Origin of the sequence: Saccharopolyspora soli (assembly GCF_022678645.1) — a bacterium.
Classification (GTDB): domain Bacteria; phylum Actinomycetota; class Actinomycetes; order Mycobacteriales; family Pseudonocardiaceae; genus Saccharopolyspora; species Saccharopolyspora soli.
On record NZ_JALBWV010000001.1, the window covers coordinates 1 to 18186 of the forward strand.

Consider the following 18186-nt stretch of genomic DNA (forward strand, 5'->3'; position numbering starts at 1 on the left):
CTCCTCAACACTCAGACTAGTAACTAGGAGGTTACTAGTGGAGGCGGCACAAGTCAAAGAACAGTTATTTAGGTTGGGGTTCTTCGATGCTTGATCGCGGGCAACGTCTCGATCGTCAGGAAGCTGGCGATCAAGATCAACGCAACCGCGGGCACGAGTCGGTCGGCCAGCCAAGCCAGGACCAGGAACAGCACAAGGTTGGGCAGCAGCCAGGGAAACACGCGTCCAGGCGCGTAGCGCATGACCCGCAGGCCGATGAAACCGTTGTTCAGCATGTAGATCGCCAGCGCGGCCACGCAAAGCCTCAGTGCGCCACCCGCGTGCTGACCGCTCGTCGCCGCGGCGACCAAGCCGCCCAGTCCGGCCGCGAACGCGACGAGTGACACCACGGGCAGGAAGTGTCCGATCAGGAAGATCGAGCGGGTGAGCCGGAACGCGTCCTCGCGGCGCGCGCTCATCGTCCGCTCTGCCACTGCTGAGCCGAAGTCGAAGTACAGCCACCAGAGCATGGCGACGACCGCGAACGCCGCGAGGCCGGTGATCACCGCGGGCGGTGCGGCGTCCGCGTCTGCGATCGCGGCGACGATCTGCGCGATCGACTCGCCGAGCACGATGATCATGAACAATCCGAACCGCTCGACGAGGTGGCTGATCTCCACTCCGCCCGACACGAGACGCCGACGCAGCGGGGAACCGCTGCGGGTGCCCAGGAGCCAAGGGGCGATCTCCACCGCAAGCGCGGCGAGCCACAGCAGGTACGTCGCGGGCGGTGCCAAGGCGATCGAGCCCGCCCACAACGCGGCTGACAACAGCAGCGGCCAGTTGGCACCGCCCGCGGGCCATTTCCCGCGCACCGCCAACCTGAACGCCAGCACCGCGAGTCGTGAAGCCGCGTACGCGCCCGCGAACACGGCCGGGTGACCGTGCGCCGCCGGTGTCGCCGCCCCGGCCATCACCAGCAGGATCGCCATCTGGACCAGGACGTCGATCCGCCGCTCGGCGCCGATCTCGCCGGTCAGGTTGGTGTAGAGCGTCGAGCCGACCCAGACCCACCACGCGGGCAGGAAGAGCACGAGCAGTCCGAGTCCGGATTGCCATGTCGGATGGTCCACCAGCGGGTGCGCGAGTTGTGCCACGAGCACGACGAAGAGCAAGTCGTAGAACAGCTCCAGCCACCCCGCGTGCCGCTCGACACCCTCGGTCGGCTCCGGTTCACGTGGTTCGACGTTGCTCGTTGGCCCGGACATGGCGCAAGGCTACCAAACGAAGTAACTGATCTTTGACTTGATCTATCAGTGTCAGTAACGTAGTAGTTATCTGTTCGAGTGACGAGGAGCATCACGTCTGACGGCCATGACCTGGCGACCACGTCCCGACCACACGCGGGCGGGATAACCACTATTGGCGCCGGAGGTGCTGGTATGTCGACTGATTGGTTTGCGGAAAGGGTGCTTCATGACTGGGACGTTGGTGCTCGGAGGCGGAGGAATTGCCGGTATTGCCTGGACGACCGGGTTACTTGCGGGAATGGCCGATGCGGGCTTGGATGTAACGGGGTTCGATGAAATAATCGGGACCTCGGCAGGGGCAACGGTAGCTGCACAGTTGGGCAGTGGATTGGATCTGCACGCGCTCTTCGCCAGGCAGACCGAGCCGGACCTGCAGGCTGTGGAGATCGCTGCTCGGGTGAATCTGAAGACCTTTGCAACGGACATCGCCGCGGTGCTCGGAGAAGTTGATATGCATCCACTGGAGAGGCGCCGCTCGCTGGGCAGGTTCGCCCTGGATGCGGAAACCGTGGCCGAGAAAGAAAGGCGTGCGGTTGTCGAATCGCGTCTGCCATCGCACGCATGGCCATCACTTGGGCCAGAGTTGAAAATAGTTGCGGTGAATGCCAATAGCGGCGAGCCTCGGGTCTTCGAAAAGGGGACGGGTGTCGGGTTGGTCGAGGCTGTCGCCGCGAGCTGTGCTGTGCCTGGGATGTGGCCGCCTGTCACGATCAACGGAAGTCGGTACGTGGACGGCGCCGTCCGGTCGAATACGAGCGCAGACTGCGCTGTCGGCGCATCGAAAGTTCTCGTGGTTGCCCCTCTTGGGAACACGGAGCTTTTCCCGGTCGAGAAAACGCTGGACGAAGCGATCGAGGACCTGTGCGTCAGCGGTGCCCGAGTCGCACTCGTCACTCCAGACGCGGTGTCGACGGCCGCAATCGGGAACAACCCGGCGGATCCATCCACCCGCAAGCCCGCCGCAGAAGCTGGGCGCATGCAGGGCCGCAACCTGAAGATCGAGTGGAGCGGCACCTGAAACGGCACCTCATGACGGCGTCACGGAAACTCGGGTGATGCGCCGACGTAGCCACCGGGCCCTATGCGAGAGCGAAGCCGTGCCATCGCGTCGACCAAGTAACAATCAAGTTACTTCGTCTCGATTCAAGTAACCGTTTAGTATACTTGTGTTATTCTCGACGCCATGCCAGCGACGCCCGACTCGAAGGTGTATCGACCGCGAAACCCCGAGGCGACCAAGGAGTTACTGCTCGCGTCGGCAGGTGAGGAGTTCGCCGAGCACGGGTACGCCGGAGCTCGGATCGATCGGATCGCAGACGGCGCGCACACGAACAAGCGGATGATCTACGCCTACTTCGGCGACAAGGACGGGCTGTTCAGTGCTGTTCTTGAGCGGCAGATCGGCTCACTGGTCCAGGCTGTTCCTCTCATCGACGGCGACCTCGTGGGCTTCGCGGCTGCCAGGTTCGACTACATGCTCGCCAATCCCAAGGCGCGCAGGCTGGCGGCTTGGCGCACGTTCGAGCGTGCTGAGCCGACGGCCGCCGAACGCGAAAGTTACCGGGCGCGAGTCGACAGCGTTGCGGCGGCGCAGCGGGCAGGAAAGCTCACCAGCGACATCCCCGCCGTCGACCTCTTCGCTCTCGTCCTGCGGATGACCGAGAGCTGGCTCAGCGCGCCCCCCGGCATGCGCAGCGCCGCCGATGGCGATCCTCAGTCAAAGGAAAGACTGGAAGAGCACCGCGCTGCGCTAGTCCTGGCAGTGCGCCGACTGGTTGAACCGACGCCGCAGAACCCGTAACGCGCCGGGTGACCCCAGCGCGCCCCTCGGCACCGACCCGCGCTCCCGCTAGAAATTCTTGAACGTGTCGGTCTTGCCGTAGCTCTTCTCCCATTCGGCGCTCGTCTTGGTTGCCGGGTAGCAGTGGTAGCTCACATCGTTGGAACCGCCGCTGAAGTTCCCCGTCACCTGGTAACGGACACCGTCGATGCTGTTCTTGGGATCGGCACCGCCGTAGATCTTCCCATCGGAGGTCAGGAAACCGTCGTGCCGGATGTTGTCGAGCTGGTTCTGCGCGGCGACGTCGGCGTTCTTCGCAGCGTCCAACTTTTCGTTGGCCTTCCTGACGTCGTCGTAGCTGGCGTCCCCGCGCTGGTAGTCCTGCCAGACCTTCTCCTGGTTCTGCTTCGCTTCCAAGCGCGCCGCGTCCGTGCCCCCGCTCTTGTAGTTCTCCAACGCCTCCTGCCGTTTCAGATCCGCGATCTGCGCGGCGTTCTTGCCGAAGTAGTCCTGGTGCACCTGATCACCGAAATGCGACGGGAACTGCGTGCCTTGGCCGACGTTCTTGGTGTCCAGGCCGGGGAGGAACGTCTTCTGGTGCTTGTTCTGGTGGGCTTCGACCTCGACGTTGTACTTCTTCCCGTCGATGTCGTAGGTCCCCACGGGCTTCTGGTCGGCCTTGGATCCTTCCGGCTTGTTCGTGTTGCTGCCGCCCAGGTTCGCCGCGTTGTTCCCACCTTTTCCGGTCGCCGGGGCGTCGTTCGAAGCGTTGTGCTTGCGGCCGGGTTTGTTCTTCACCAGCCCAAGCGGGTCCGCGGCGCTGTGCGGGTTGCTCACGTAGGCGACGGGGTTCGGGGCCGGGGCGAGTCCCAGCGGATCCTGGCTGAGGTAGCGGCCGGTCGCCGGGTCGTAGTAGCGGTAGACGTTGTAGTTCAGCCCGGTTTCGAGGTCGGCGTACTGGCCGGGGAACCGCAGCGGCGTGCTGGCCGCGCTGGGCTGTGCGGGTAGCTCCTTGCCCCACAGGCTGGTGCGGCGATGCCAGGTGAGCATCCCGCTGGGATCGATCAGGTCGGTCGGCGTGCCCACCTGGTCGGTGATGACCGCGTGGAAGCGTTCCCGCCCATCCGCGCCGCGTTCGAGCTGGGCGACTGGCGCGTCGTCGTCCGGGTGGTGCGCCCAGGTCGTCACCGCTCGGCGGCCGGTCGAGTCGGTGTGCACCTGCTCGATCAGCGTCCCGCCGTCCCAGACGAAGTCGACCTGCTCCGCCACCGCGGACGAGTTGGGCACCAGCCGCTGCTTGGCGATCCGTCGGCCGACCGGGTCGTACCGGTACCGCCAGACGACGCCCTCCGGGGTGGTCACCGCGACCAGCCGATCGTAGGAATCCCACGCATAGCGCCAATTCCGGCCGGTGTGATCGGTGCGGAGCGCCAGCCTGCCCTGCGCGTCGTACTGGAAGTTGACGGCCCCCGCGGCGATCAGGCTGTTGCCCGCGTAGCGCCGCGGACCGGTCTCGGCATCGCCCAGCCCGTTCGAAGCGACGATGTTGCCCAACCCGTCGTACCGGTAGCTTTCCCGCCGGTCCGGCGTGATGACTTCGACCACCCGGCCGGACGGGTCGATCTGGTAGCGGATGCTCCCGGAGAACCCGTCATCGGTAGCGATCAGTTCGCCGTCGGGGCGGTAGTGGAACCGCCGCCGCAGCACGGGCTGTCCCGAACGCGCCGCAACCTCCTGCGAGTTGAGCCGCTGCTCGCCGTCGTACGTCTGGACCAGGGTCACCCCGTCGTCCACCGAGCGGTTGATCTGCCGACCGGCGGCGTCGTAGCCGAAGGTCGACGAATGCCCGGCGAAGGACAGCCCAGTCGCCCTGCCCGCCGCGTCGTAGTTCCAAGCACTGGCCACCCCGGACGGCGTTTGCCGCCGGATCGCGCCGTTCTCGTTGTCGTAGCGGAACGTGACGGTCCGGCCGTTGCTGGTCTCCGCGGTGATCCGCCCCTGGTCGTCCCGCTCGAATTCCAGGACGGCATCGTCGTTGGTGGCCCGGATCAGGTGTCCGACGGGGGAGTAGGTGTACTTGGTGACCCCCGAAGGAGCACGCCATTCGACCAGGTTGCCGAGCGAGTCGTAGACGTATTCGGTCTCCTCGCCCGCGCCGTTGACCGAGCGCACGAGCTGTCCCGCGGCGTCGTAGCCGTAGCGCAGCACCCGTCCGTCGAAGTCGTGTTCCTCGATCACCCGGCCCGCGAGGTCGTAGACGTAACGCCAGGTCTGGCCCTGCGGATTCGTGACGGAGGTCAGCCGCCGCTCGGTGTCGTAGGTGCGCGTGGTGCGTGCCCCGGTCTCGTCGACGCTGGCCAGCTCGATCTCGAACGGGCCGTACTCGGTGGCGGTCACGCCACCCGTCTCGTCGACCTGCGCGATCTGGTTGCCCTCCGGGTCGTAGCGCCACTGCACCCGGTTGCCCAGCGAGTCGACGTGCCAGGCACGATGACCGTCCACGGTCCAGCCGAGCTGGATCTGCCCGCCGTACGGTGTGCTCGCCTGCCGAGGGCGTCCGAACAGGTCGAGCAGTCGCCGGTCGGGCTCGGTGGTCTCCGGCTCGGCGGTCTGGGCGCGTCCGGAGCGGAGGCTGTCGAGGCGGAGTTCCGCTGCTACGCCGACCTTCCCGCTGAAGGCGTCCAACTCCTCGTCGTAGCTCCGCGTCCAAGTGCGTTCACCATCGTCCACCGTTATCGAGGCGACGGTGTTGTCTTCGTTGAGGCGGAGCCGAACCACGCTGTCGTCCGGTCGCGTGATCCACCTCGGCCTGCCCAAGCTGTCGTACTGGTAGTAGGTGGTCCGTCCCAGGGGATCGGTGCGGAAGAGCAACCTGTCGTAGCGGTCCCACGTCGACAGCGTCGTGTTGCCGAGCGCATCGGACTCCCGCACGACCTGTTTGGCGTCGTTGAACTCGAATTCCTTGACGCCGCCCAAGGAATCGGTGTACCTGGTGATCCGCCGCTCGCGGTCGTAGGTGAACGCGGAGTCGAAGAAGCCCTTGTCGCCCACCGTGCGCACGCAGCGGCCGTGCTCGTCGTAGATGTAGCGGAACCAGAACCCGTTGCGGTCCTGCCACTCCGCCAGCCTGCCCGCATCGTCGTACTGGAACAGCAGCGCCTTGCCCGAGGAGTTGGTCACCTCCGCCAAGCGGCCTCGGTCGTCGTAGCCGTACCGCATCACCAGCACGTCGAGGTTCTGCTCCGGGTCAACCACCCGGATCGCCGTGACCCGCTCCCGAGCGCTGTCGATTTCCACCCGGTACCCGTCGGAATGCCGGATCGCCTTGGGCGGGCCGAACCGGTGGTGCTCGATGTCGATCCGGCGACCACCGTCATCCTCGACCGCCAGCAACGGCAGCACCCGGTCGCGCTCGCCCAACCGGCCGAAGTGCAGAACCTCGTTCCGCTGCGGGTTCTCCAGGCTGTAGCCGCCGTCCCGCACGCGCAGCGGCCACCGCGGACCTTCGACCGGAAGCACCTGCGCGTCGTCCGACGGCAGCGGGTAGACCAGGATCATCCCGTCCGGGGAGAAGTAGCAGACGTGCTCGTCGTCGACCTCCAGGCGCTGGTCCAGGGTCGAGGTCCACGACGGCCCGAACCACCGGCCCGCCCGGTACGACGAGATGTGCATGCGTTCCAGCACCAGGCTCAGCGGTCCCAAGATCTGCAGATCCGTCTCGGTCATCACCACGTGCCCGGTGGCGAGGTCCACCGGTTCGGTGCCGCCGGTGCACAGGTCCTCGCTCGGGATCGCGCGGTCCCTGGGCGAGTCCGGCTTGTTGTTCGGGGCGTTGGTGGGGCCGTCGGGCGTGCCGCGGGTACCGGCGCTGGACGTTTGCGCGGGCGGTGCGTCGCCGATCGGGCCGTTGCCGTCGCCTTGCGGGCCTCGGCTCGGTGGCGGCGCGTCGGGTGCTCCGCTGCCGGGGCCAGCGCTCGACGGCGTGGTCGATGCCGGGTTGGTCGGCGCCGGGGTGCCGTCGGGGTCGTTCTTCCCTGGCGGGCGGATGTCCTTGGGCGGCGGGGCGGAGGAACCATCGGCCTTGATGTTCTTCAGGGCCTTGCTGGTGTCGCTGAAGGAGTCGCCGAGCTTCTTCACCAGCGGCATCAGGGCCTTCATCGCCTTGACCAGCTTCGTGGTGATGTCGGCGATCTTCGCGGCGACCTTGGCGATCTCGGCGATCACCTGCGGCAGCACCCAGGCCATCGCGATGCCCAACGTGGCCAGCACCTGCAACGCCCAGCTGACCAGGTGGCCGACCAGTTCGGCGATGATGTCCCGGACCAGGGTCCGCACCGCTGCCACGACCTCGCCCGCCGTGGCGATCCCGTTCGCGGCACCGTCAGCGGCGCTCTGCGCGGCGGCGATGAGCTTTCCGGTGTCCTCGCTGCGAGTGCGGTACGCGTCCGCGGCCTCGCCGACCCAAGCCGAGGTGTCGCTGTTGACCAGGTTGGCCATTTCCTCGTTGACCGCGCCCAGCTCGGCGCTGATGTTCTTCCAGGTCTCGGAGTGGGCCTTGATCTGATCGGCGTCCCCGGTCAACGTGTCCAACGCGTCGGACAGCGGGCCGACGTGCTCCATCAACCAGCCGACGCCAGCGGCGATGATCGATCCGAACGGATCCATGGCCATCCCGAGGGCGTCCAGCGCGGTACCGGCCGCGCCCATGACCCCGGCGGCCCAGTCGCCGCTCTCGATGGCCTTCTTCGTCTCGTCGGCCGATTCCAGGATCGGCACCCCGGTGAAGGACTGGGTGGAATCCTTGCGCTCGGCAACCAAGGGATTCGTCACGATCCCACCGCCTTCTGCCCGTCGACGTGCACCGCTGGTAGTCCTCCTAGTACGTGCACCCGGCCCGCGGGCCGGGTGCTAGAGCAGGTCAGTCCCGCAACGGGTCGAAGTCGTCGGGGAAGTCGTCATCGTCGAAGCCGTCGCCGCCGGGACGGCGCCGTTGCTGCGGTCCCGGAGCCGTCGGTGGCGCGGCCGGTGGCGGTGTCGGCGCTGGCGGTGTGGGCTGTTCCGGTGTCTCGTCGTCGGCCGCGAAGTCCCACTTCCCGGAACCCGGTTCCGGTTCCGATTCCTCCGGGGGCTCCGGGAACCGCTCGCGCAGGTTGTCCAGGACCACCGACCTGGTCTGCAGGTCCTCGTCGCCCAACTGCTCGGCGAGCACGTCGCCGACTCGGGTGGCGATGTTGGCCTGGGCCTGCTGCATGGTGCTCAGGATCTGCGCGGACAGCTCCTGCAACGGCATCGAGCGGATCTTCTCGGTGAACTCCAGGTCCGACACGCTGCCATCGGCCCGCACCGTCACCTTCACCCGGCCGTCCGGACTGGTGGCGGTGAGCCGGAGCTGCTCGGTCTGCTGCTGCACGGCCTGGTACCGCTGGGCCTTCTCCGCGAATCCCTGCGCCCACTGCTCGATCCGCCGCTGGGCCTCGTCGGGGTCTCGCACCAATCCGCTCTGGCTGTCGCCGAGCATCTCAAACCTCCATCGCTATGCCGGAATCCGCGACGCGGACGTCACTGGGCGGGCAGTTGGGCCGTTCTCCGGTGCAGCACCGGTGTTGCCGGTGTTGCCGCGCCCTCGTCGAGGAATCCGCTGAACAGCTCGGAATTGGCCTCGTCCGTGTCCTGGTACTCCTTGGCGGTGGTTCGAACGTTGTCCGCCGTCGTGCTGAGGCCCTCCTCGGCGGCTTTCAGCGCGTCCATGCCGTCCTGCTCCATCGGGTTGATGATCGGTGGCAGGAAGGAGCACAGCAGCCCGTAGGCGTCGTCGGACATGCTGACGGTCTGCGCCGCCGAAATCGCGGTGTTCACCCGGTCCACCAGGCCGTCCAGATGGCTGGCGTGCGCGGTCAGGTCTTCCGCCGCGACTTCGTAGGACATGGTCCGATCCCTTCTCGTGAACGAGCTTTTCCGCCTCGGCTCAGCGGTGGGCGTAATCTTCCACTGTGGACAGGACTGCGGCGACGCGGTCCGCGATGCGCTGTTGACCGGCGGGCGCGACGCTCAACCAGGAATCCTCGCTGACCATCAGGTACCGGCCTTGCGGGGTGTCGAACCAGGTGACCAGGGTCGACGCCCGGTGCGAACCCCGGGAAACCCCGAACTGCCCGCCAGCCACCCGAGTACCCGCGAACTCCAGCAGCGCGGCTGCGTCCTTGGCGGGCAAACCCGCGCGGATCAGCGCTGTTTCGTCGTCGATGTCGCCGCCGAACGGGTCGTCGTTGAAGTCGTCGTCTTGGTCCAGCACGCGCGCCAACGGCTGTTGCGGGATGGACATGGCGCGCGCGGGGCCGGGCTCGTTCTCCGGTAGGACGTCGATGATGGAGCTAGCCAGCGCGGTCGGGCGGATCCCGGTCAACAGCAGCTGGTCTCCCACCATCTCGGCGAGCACGGCTGCGCGCCGACTGGAGGCTGCCAGCGCACGCAGCGGGCGTTCGAGGTAACCGACCGCGTCGACGGAGATCTCGGGCTCGACCAGCAGGCGGAGCAAGTCCGCCAAGTCGGCGTCCAGCCGGTTGCCGACCGCGAGGCCGCGGTTGGCCAGGTTCCGGTACATCTCTTCGGTGAGCCGGGCACGTTCCTCGACCGTCGCGCCGACGCTCGGCACGTCCAACGGGAAAGGCACCTGGCCGCCGCCGAGCCCGCTGTAGAGGAGGTCGAACTCGGTGGCGGACAGGGTGAAGTCGGGCTTGCGCGTCATCGCTCCTGCCCGGTGTTGTCCTGCTGCTTCTTCGGCTTGCCCGCGCCGATGACCGGCGGCGGCGCGTCGGCGACGCCGGGTACGTCGAAGAGCTGCTCGCTCTCGACGTACTTGGCGGAGCGGGACTGGTCCTCCTCGCCCTCGCGGCCGCGATTGGCCATCGGCCCCATCGGACCGCCCATCATGGACTGCCCGGCCGCACCGGCGCCACGCCCCATGACGGCGCCCTCGCCGGGGACGCGCCCTGGCACGGCACCAGCCGACGAACGCCCACCGGCGCTGAGCTCGCTACCAGTTCCACCAGCGCCGCCGAAACCGCCACCGGCACCACCACCGCCCGGCATCAGCGGGACCGTACCGCTCCAACCGGAGCGCCCCTTGCCGCCCGGACCGGGCGGCGTGACGGGATTGGCGCCGAAAACACCGCTTCCGTCGGTCGTGAGCGGGCGTCCATTCCGGACGATGTCATCGCTGCCCCCGACGGTCGACGGCGGAGGGCTGAAGCTCTGCGATGTAGTGCTGCTCGGACCGCTGCGGTAGTCGTACGATCCACCGCTGCCGGGCTTGAACGCCGTCGGGCCGGTATTGCTGCTGCCACCTTGGAACGGGGGCAGGCTCGTGCCGCCCTGGAACGGCGTCGCGTTCGTGTTGCTACCGCCGTGGAACGGTGTCGGGTTCGTGCCGCCCTGGAACGGCTGTAGGGGAGGGGCTCCAACGCCCTGTGCTCCGCTGGCGGCGGGAGCCTGTCCACCGGAGAAAGGCGCCGCCGAACCGCCAGTGCCTTCGAATGCGGGCAGGGGCGGTGCTCCAGCGCCAGCCGGTCCGCCTGCCGCGGCCGCACCGGTAACGCCCGGCTGACCTGTGCCGCCTGCCGTTCCCGGCGCACCGGGGACGCTGGCTCCGGCTCCCGCGGGCACGGAGGCGTCCTCGGCCCGGACCGCGCGCCGCAACCCGGCGGCCTGCATGGTCGCTTCCTCGCCCCGGATCGGGTCGGGCGGTGGAACGAACGGAGGCGTGCTGCCATCCACCGCCTGGGAATCGGTTTCCATCTGCGCCATCACGGCGACGGCCTGCGCGTGGGCGGAGTTGGCCTGGTCGTTCTTGGCCTTCGCGTCCACGGCCAAGCTGCCGAAAGCGGCCAAGTCCCCGGCGACATAAGCGTGCGCCAGCCTGGAGTTCAGATCGGTGGTGTCCACCGGTTCGGGCATGCTCGTCTTCGCGACCTCCATGACCCGGCCCTGCTCGGCGAGCTTGCCGCCGAAAGTGCCCGCCGCCTCACCCGCGGTCCAGCTCCAGTCGGAGAGCTGGCGAATAGCGGCGCGGGCGGAGTCGGCGGCTTCGCCCTGCCAGCCGCTCTCGGTGGCCTGCAAGCGCTGGGCCATCTGCTGGGAGGAGTCGCAGATCTCCCGGCTCATCTGCACCCACTCCTGGGCCAGTTCGCCGACTCGACCGGGATCGTTGTCGAGGTGCACCGATTCGTAGAGCTCCCGGTGGCTGCGGGAAGCCCAGTTCTGCGACTCCTGCAACGCGCGGTCGTCGTTGACCGAGGCGGGCTGAGTCGCGACGACAGGTCGTGCTGGCGAGGCGTCCGCCATGCTTTCGTTCCTTCCGTTGACCGCGAGATCCGCGGACCCGAAACCGCCGGGCGCGCACCGCAGTCGGTCCGCGCTGACCGGTTCAGCGCGGAATGTCGATTATGTCCATTTTGGATTTCGTCGGTGCGAGCTCATCGGCTCACGGTCCGAGCGGCAGATCTGGGGCGACCTTCCGGAACGAATCGGCGGCCTGCTCGTCCAGTTCCCGGTAGCGGCGCATGGCATCACCGATGGCATCGTGCGCTTCTTCCAGGATCTGGCGGTACCGCGTGAGCACGTCGCTGAACGAGCCGTCCTGATTGGCCGTGCGGCTGACGAACTTCACCGCCATCGCGTCCGCGACCGGGTTCTGGCCCAGCGGCGCGCGGCGGGCCAGGTTGTTCGCCCGCGCCAACCACGCGTCGACCTGGTCCCGCTGCTCGGTCAGCATCGCCAGGATCGCTTCTCCGGCGGCCGGGTCGAGTTTCAGCTTGCCGGACTCCACGTTCTGGCGAAGGGTGCCGACTTCTTCGGCGGATCGGGCCAGCGCCGCGCGCGTCGTGGTCGCTTGGCTGGCCATCGGAGCCGCCACCAGTCGACGGGTCGGTGCCGTGGCCTGCTCGGCCGGTATTTCGCTCACGGATTTCCCCCGGAGATGCGTGTCACGCCCGCCACGATCGCTCGAACCGCCAACGTCCGGCCAACGTTCCACCAATGTGGGAGGGCATCGAACATGGGTGTGATGACAGCCGGACGAACGTGCTCATTAGGATCATCGCAATCGACTGGCCTGTTGCGGGGGAGCAACTGATGCGGATTCGGTTGATGGGGCCGGTGGAGCTGATCAGCGCCGACGGTCGAATCGTCGACCTGGGCGCGGTGAAGCGGCGGATCGTGCTCGCCACGCTCGCCCTGAACCTGAACCAGGTGGTCTCCGGAGACCGCCTGATGGATGTCGCTTGGGGCGGAAAGCCGCCCCCCAGCGCGAAATCCGCGTTGCAGGGACATATCGCCCAGCTGCGCAAGGGGCTCGGTCGGGGCGTGGAGCTGGCCACCCGCGCGCCCGGCTACCAGTTGCTCGCCGACCGCGGGCTGGTGGACATGACCAGGTTCGACGACCTGATCGCCGACGCGCGAGGCGCACCGGACGTCGAAGCGGTCGAACTGCTGCGCACGGCGCTGGAATTGCGCCGGGGCCCGGTGCTCGCCGACTTACCGGCGGACGGTCTGCGGGCCCAGGTCGCGGCCCGGATGGAGGAGTCCGAGATCGCCGCCGTGCAGCAGCTCGGCGAACGGCTGCACCGGCTCGGCAGGATCACCGAGGCGATCAGCCTGCTGCGGGATGTGGTCGATCGCCACCCGCTGCGCGAACCGCTGGTGGAACTGCTGGTGTTCGCGCTGCACCGAGGTCGACGGCAAGCCGAGGCGCTGAGCCTCTACCACCGCACCAGGGAACTGCTGGCCGAGGAGCTCGGGGTCGATCCGAGCGCGGGTCTGCAACAGGCGTACCAGCTGGTGCTGGCGGGCACCGAAGACCAGGAGGTGCCCGTGCCGCAGTCGGCCCCGGCGCAACTTCCCAGGGAGCACCGGGGTTTCGTGGGGCGCGACGCCGAACTCGCCCTGCTCAGCACGAAGCAGCACGGTGCCGACGCGATCCGCGTGCTGGTGGGACCGGCCGGGGTCGGCAAGACCGCGCTCGCGCTTCGCTGGGCGCACCAAGTGGCCCCGGAGTTCCCCGACGGGAACCTGTTCGTCAACCTGCGGGGCTTCGACGAGACGGAGCCGGTCGAGCCGGGCACCGCGCTGACCGGTTTCCTCCGCGCGCTGGGCGTGCCCGACGTGCGGGTCCCGGTCGATGTGGACGAGCGGGCCGCCCTGTACCGCTCGATGTTGGCCAACCGGCGAATGCTGGTCGTGCTCGACAACGCGCGCAACGCCGCGCAGGTACGCCCGCTGCTGCCGGGCATGTCGAGCAGCGCCGTGCTGGTGGCCAGCCGCGACCGGCTGGACGAACTGGTCGTCACCGAGGGCGCCGTCCGCGTGCTGGTGGGCCGCTTGTCCCGAGCGGATGCGGTGACCACGCTTCGGCAGGTGGCCGGGGACAGCCGGGTCGAAGCCGAGCCAGCCGCCGCCGCTGAACTGGTCGAGCTGTGCGACCGGCTGCCGCTCGCGCTGCGCATCGCCGCCGGACGGCTGGCCACGCATCCACAGTGGACGATCAGGGCGGTGCTCGGCGAACTTTCCGACGAGCGGCGTCGACTCGACGTCTTCTCGCCGGTCAGCGCCGGAGGGGGCATCAGAGCCGCGCTCGGCATGAGCTACCGGCACCTGCCCGCCGAGGCGGCGAGGTTGTTCCGGCTGCTCGGCCACCATCCGGGCAACGATCTCGACAGCCACGCCGCCGCCGCGCTCGCGGGCACGACGGTGCGCGCGGTCCGCCAGCACCTCGAATGGCTGACCTCCATGCATCTGCTGCACGAGACCGGACCGGGCCGCTATGGGCGGCACGACTTGATCCGCCTCTACACCGCCGCGTTGGCCGTCGACGAGCCCGCCGAAGAACGCGAGAACACCTGTGCTCGACTGCTCGATTACTACCTCAGCGCCGGGGAAGCCAGCCGGTGGCAGGTGGCCGATATCGGTTGGCGACCGGAGACCCCGGAGCACGTTCCGGCCGAACTTCCCGAGCTGGGCGAGACGAAGAACGCGGTGGACTGGTTCACCACGGAGGAAGGCAACCTGCACCGGACCCTCGAACTCGCCGTAGCGCAGAACCAGTTCGAGCGCACGTGGCGGTTGGCCCGATGCCTGGAATCCTTCTACTACTTCAGCGGCGACATCGCCAACCAGTTCAACGTCTCCCGGATCGGGCTGGCGGCAGCCCGGGAGTTGGGCAACAGCGAAGCGCAGGCGTCCTTCCACGCCAGCATAGCCAGTGTTCTGACCAGGCTCGGGCTGGCGGAGAAAGCCATCCGGCACTGCGAGAACGCGCTGCGCGCGGCGCGGCGCGGGACGTCCAACGAGTGCATCACGCTGATCATCCTCGGCCAGGCTCGATTCGCGGTCGGGCGATTACCCGAGGCACGTGCCGCGCTGGCGGCGGCGTCCGAACTGGGGGATGCGCTCGGCAACACCCGGTTGCACGTGTACGCGCTGAATGTCATGGCCCATGTGCTGCGTGCCATGGGAAAACCGGCGGACGCGCTCGACGCGACGGTGCGGGCCCTGGAACTCGCCGAACAGCGGCCAGATTCCCTGGGCTACACCGCGACGCTGCTGGCAGCGGGGAAGATGATGCACTGGGTCGGCCTGCCGAACGAGGCGCTGGCGCTGCTCGACCGGGGATTGCACATCGCAGAGGAGATGAGCGATCTGTACCACCAGGCTGGACTGCGCACAGCGGTCGGCTTCGTGCTGCTGAGCCAGCGCGACGAGACCGCCGCGGCACCGCACTTCGCGCGTGCGGCGCAGCTGTACACCGCGCTCGGCCATCCGTACCCCGCTGATCTCCGCGACGAAATCGACGCCCAGACACCGACAACGGCCGATACGGCCGCGCGCTGATTCCGCTTCATGCGCTGTACCCGCAGTCGACGTCGAGCACAGCGCGAAATGCGCCAGGTTGAAGGAAGCGACGGCGTCGGCTTCGAGTTGGGCGCGGTACCGGGTCGGGGTGACCCCTGCTCAGGTGCACCATCGGAACATGCGGCCCCGCCGCGTAAACCACGGTGTGGATACCGCCGAACCTCTCGTGCACCTGGTCGATCACGGCCGACGTCGCTGCCTCGTCGCTGAGATCGAGCCGCAACCTGCGGCAGCGCAATGCCTTTCGACCTCGCCGGTCAGTTCGGCGGCCTTGCGCTCGTTCGAGCGGCACGTGACGGCGACCTCGCTGCCGCGTTCGGCCAGCAGCCGGACGATCGCGGCGCCGATCTCACCGGTCCCCGGCGACGAGCGCTGCACCGGAACGTTGCGCGAAGTCCGACATCCTTGGCACCGTGAGGAGTTCCAATCCTGCCGGGACATTGTGCCCGTCCGCGTCCGCGGCGCCAAGCATGCGCTTGGTCGCGGGCCGCCGCGCGGACCGGACTGCGGGTGGCGGGCCGGGGTTTGAGCTGGACACGCCGTCTATGGCTGTCCCGAGATCGCGGCGCTGCCACCGCGGCGTTCAGAGGGCCAGCCGACCGGACCCGGATGAATTGGTGCTGCACCAGGTCTCCTGAGCGGTCGCGGCGAGCTGCAACCGCCGGTTATCGATCTGACACCCGCATGGGGTAAGGCCATGATCATCCGGTGCTACGCTCAGGCCACTGCTTGGAACTTCGATCACGTTGTGACACGTAAGAGGCCATGAGACGCAGAATCACTGCACTCGAAGGAGTCCAGTCGCGACGGTGCGTCGTGGTCGCGGGGCAGGGCATGACGAGATCCCTGGAACTCGGCGAGCGGACATCGCGCGTTTCGGATGCAGCGGTTGGATCTGCCGTGGCCAGCTCGGTACGCGTGCTGGGAAATGGAGCATTGTGAAGTCAACGACCGAGACCGACTACCGGACAATCCGATCTCGTCTCACGCGCCTGGTCGTCGCACCCAGCGTGATCCTGCTGCTGATGTGGCTGGTGTTCTCGTCATATGAGATCTCCGACGGATTCTACGTCCGCGAGGTCGCGGTCGAGGTGCAGGACGCTTCGATTCCGGCTGTCCAGAGCCTCGTGGCGATCCAGAAGGAACGCCAGCTCACCATGCGCACCGTCATGGGCAGCGGGGCGGATGTGGCGGCACTCGACAAGCAGCGCGGCGAGACCGACCAGGCTGTCGCGGCCCTGACTGAGAAGCTCAGTTCGCTGTCGGCGTCGGAGTCGACGCCCCTCGAGGTGAAAGCCCAGGTGGGTATACTCCTCGGACTGTTGGACGACCTGCCGCAGGAACGCGCTCAGGCGCGGTTGGGGCCGACCGCCAAGGACGAGATCTACCGGTACTACAACTCGTTGCTCGACGCGGGAGCGGCCCTCTTCGACACGCAGGCGCGGATCGTGCCCGACGCCGAGGCCGGTCAAGCCGGAATCACAGCAACGGAGATCTTCCGAGCCGCGGACCAGATGTCCCGCGTGGCATCGCTCGGTGATGGTGCCCTGGTGTCCGGGCAGCTGTCCCAGGACGAGTACCTGGATTTCGTCCACCTCGTCGGCACGTACCACGGCAGGCTGTCCACGGTCATGCCGTTCGCCTCCGCCGATGTCCAGAACCGGTACGGCCAGGTGATCGGCACCAGCGACTGGCAGCGCGTAACGGATTTCGAGAACTCCCTCCTCATGCGCGGCGCGCTGAGCCGCGGCAGCTTCCCGATCTCCGAACAGGACTGGCGGTCCAGCGCCGACCGGATCGCCAGCCAGTTGATCGACCTGGCGAAGGCGCAGGCCGAACACGGCGCCGCGCTGGGCATGGCGAACGGCAACGCGCGGTTCACCGCGGTCGTGGTGGGCAGCTTGGTAGCGCTGCTGGCAGTGCTCATCGGCATCGGTTTCGCGTTGCGCAGCTCGCGGAAACTGGTCGACCGCGCACTGGTCACCCGCCTCGCGGACCTCAAGGACGCGGTGCTGCGGCTCGCGCACGAGCGGCTGCCCGAGATCATGTCCAGGTTGGAGCGCGGCGAACGCGTGAATGTCGAATCCGAGCTTCCGCAACTGGACTTCGGTCCCGACGAGATCGGTCAGGTGGCCGACGCGTTCAACGTCGCGCAGAACGCGGCTGTGCAAGCGGCCGTGCAGGAAAGCCAAGCCCGCGAGGGGATCAAGAAGGTGTTCGCCGGTATCGCAGGCCGACACCAGGCGCTCACCAGGCGCGCGCTGGAGGCCATCGACGGCGTGGAACGCGAGGAGAAGGACCCGGACCGGTTCGCCAAACTGCTGCTCATCGACAACCTCACCACCCAGCAGCAGCGGCACGCCGAGAACATGAGCATCCTGGCCGACCGCAAGCCGGGACGGCAGTACCGCAACCCGGTATCCCTGGTCGACATCCTCTACTCCGCGGCCGGCGAGGTCGAGGACTACCCCCGAATCCACATCGGCCCGGTGCCCCACGTGGCGGTGAAGGGGGCGGCGGTCACGGACACCATCCACGTGTTGGCCGAACTCATCGACAACGCAACGACGTTCTCCCCGCCCCACGAGCAGGTGTGGATCCGCACCCACGGCACCGGCAACGGTGTGGTCGTGGAGATCGAGGACGGTGGCCTGGGCATGAGCGAGGAAGGTCTTGCGACGGCCAACGCCATGCTGGTCGACCCGCCGGACTTCACCGCGTTCACCATGCAGGGAAATGCGCGCCTCGGGCTGTTCGTGATAGCCCGGCTCGCACGCCGCCGGGGAACCGCCGTGACGCTTCGCGCGGCCGAGAAGGGCGGTGTGGTCGCGACCGTGCAGCTCCCGCAGGACATCGTCCTGGCAGGCTCCGATTGGAAAGCCGCAGCGCCCCACGGGACCCGACGGCGCGCGGTCGCGGATCCGGCGCCGCACGAAGCCGCCACGAGCAGGCAGCGCAGCGCCAGCGCTCGCCCGGCGACACCCGCATCGGAAAGCGCGGTCGGCGAAGCGGATGCGCCGAGCGCAGACGTCGATGCCGAGCTGCCGAGGCGCAGGCGGGGCAAGAACCTGAGAGGACGGACGGCATCGCCGGACCCCGAGGTCGACAACGACCAGCGGCCACCACAGCCGTCGACGCGTGCCTATGCGTTCTACCGCGGCGCACGCAGGGGGCAAGGCGACCGACCGGAATCCCCGAATCATGAAGGATGAC

12 protein-coding genes are annotated in these 18186 nt (G+C 67.9%); 4 read left to right on the plus strand and 8 right to left on the minus strand.

What is annotated here, in order from left to right:
- Positions 1-68: 68 nt before the first annotated feature.
- Complete coding sequence (locus MOQ72_RS00005; RefSeq protein WP_242179519.1) at positions 69-1247, minus strand: low temperature requirement protein A; 1179 nt, start codon at positions 1245-1247, stop codon at positions 69-71.
- Between the two features lie 208 nt (positions 1248-1455).
- Here MOQ72_RS00005 and MOQ72_RS00010 point away from each other — a divergent pair, with 208 nt between their 5' ends.
- Both MOQ72_RS00010 and MOQ72_RS00015 read left to right on the plus strand, forming a co-directional pair.
- On the plus strand, positions 1456-2307 hold the full coding sequence (locus tag MOQ72_RS00010) for a patatin-like phospholipase family protein (RefSeq protein ID WP_242179521.1): 852 nt from the start codon (positions 1456-1458) through the stop codon (positions 2305-2307).
- Between the two features lie 165 nt (positions 2308-2472).
- Positions 2473-3090: a TetR/AcrR family transcriptional regulator gene (locus MOQ72_RS00015; protein ID WP_242179523.1), complete on the plus strand. Its 618-nt coding sequence runs from the start codon at positions 2473-2475 to the stop codon at positions 3088-3090.
- 48 nt (positions 3091-3138) lie between these two features.
- On the opposite strand, the gene MOQ72_RS00020 is transcribed toward MOQ72_RS00015, so the two are convergent.
- From MOQ72_RS00020 to MOQ72_RS00045, 6 genes are all read right to left on the minus strand, one after another.
- On the minus strand, positions 3139-7899 hold the full coding sequence (locus MOQ72_RS00020) for a DUF6531 domain-containing protein (protein ID WP_242179525.1): 4761 nt from the start codon (positions 7897-7899) through the stop codon (positions 3139-3141).
- A gap of 88 nt (positions 7900-7987) precedes the next feature.
- A complete protein-coding gene (locus tag MOQ72_RS00025) occupies positions 7988-8587 on the minus strand; it encodes a YbaB/EbfC family nucleoid-associated protein (RefSeq protein ID WP_242179527.1) in 600 nt (199 codons plus the stop codon).
- 41 nt (positions 8588-8628) lie between these two features.
- Positions 8629-8994 carry a type VII secretion target gene (locus MOQ72_RS00030; protein ID WP_242179529.1) on the minus strand — a complete coding sequence of 122 codons (366 nt, stop codon included), beginning with the start codon at positions 8992-8994 and terminating at the stop codon, positions 8629-8631.
- 40 nt (positions 8995-9034) lie between these two features.
- A complete protein-coding gene (locus tag MOQ72_RS00035) occupies positions 9035-9814 on the minus strand; it encodes an ESX secretion-associated protein EspG (RefSeq protein ID WP_242179531.1) in 780 nt (259 codons plus the stop codon).
- On the minus strand, positions 9811-11409 hold the full coding sequence (locus MOQ72_RS00040; RefSeq protein WP_242179533.1) for a WXG100 family type VII secretion target: 1599 nt from the start codon (positions 11407-11409) through the stop codon (positions 9811-9813). The genes MOQ72_RS00035 and MOQ72_RS00040 overlap by 4 nt, the downstream gene beginning before the upstream one ends.
- A gap of 139 nt (positions 11410-11548) precedes the next feature.
- Positions 11549-12028, minus strand: a complete 480-nt coding sequence (locus MOQ72_RS00045) for a hypothetical protein (protein WP_242179534.1) — start codon at positions 12026-12028, stop codon at positions 11549-11551.
- Positions 12029-12198: 170 nt separating this feature from the next.
- Between MOQ72_RS00045 and MOQ72_RS00050 the strand changes: the two genes are divergently transcribed.
- Positions 12199-14952: an AfsR/SARP family transcriptional regulator gene (locus tag MOQ72_RS00050; RefSeq protein ID WP_242179550.1), complete on the plus strand. Its 2754-nt coding sequence runs from the start codon at positions 12199-12201 to the stop codon at positions 14950-14952.
- A gap of 201 nt (positions 14953-15153) precedes the next feature.
- On the opposite strand, the gene MOQ72_RS00055 is transcribed toward MOQ72_RS00050, so the two are convergent.
- Positions 15154-15351, minus strand: coding sequence for an NAD(P)-binding domain-containing protein (locus MOQ72_RS00055; RefSeq protein ID WP_242179553.1), 198 nt, complete (start codon positions 15349-15351; stop codon positions 15154-15156).
- Between the two features lie 560 nt (positions 15352-15911).
- Here MOQ72_RS00055 and MOQ72_RS00060 point away from each other — a divergent pair.
- A complete protein-coding gene (locus tag MOQ72_RS00060; protein WP_242179555.1) occupies positions 15912-18185 on the plus strand; it encodes a sensor histidine kinase in 2274 nt (757 codons plus the stop codon).
- Position 18186: the final 1 nt, after the last annotated feature.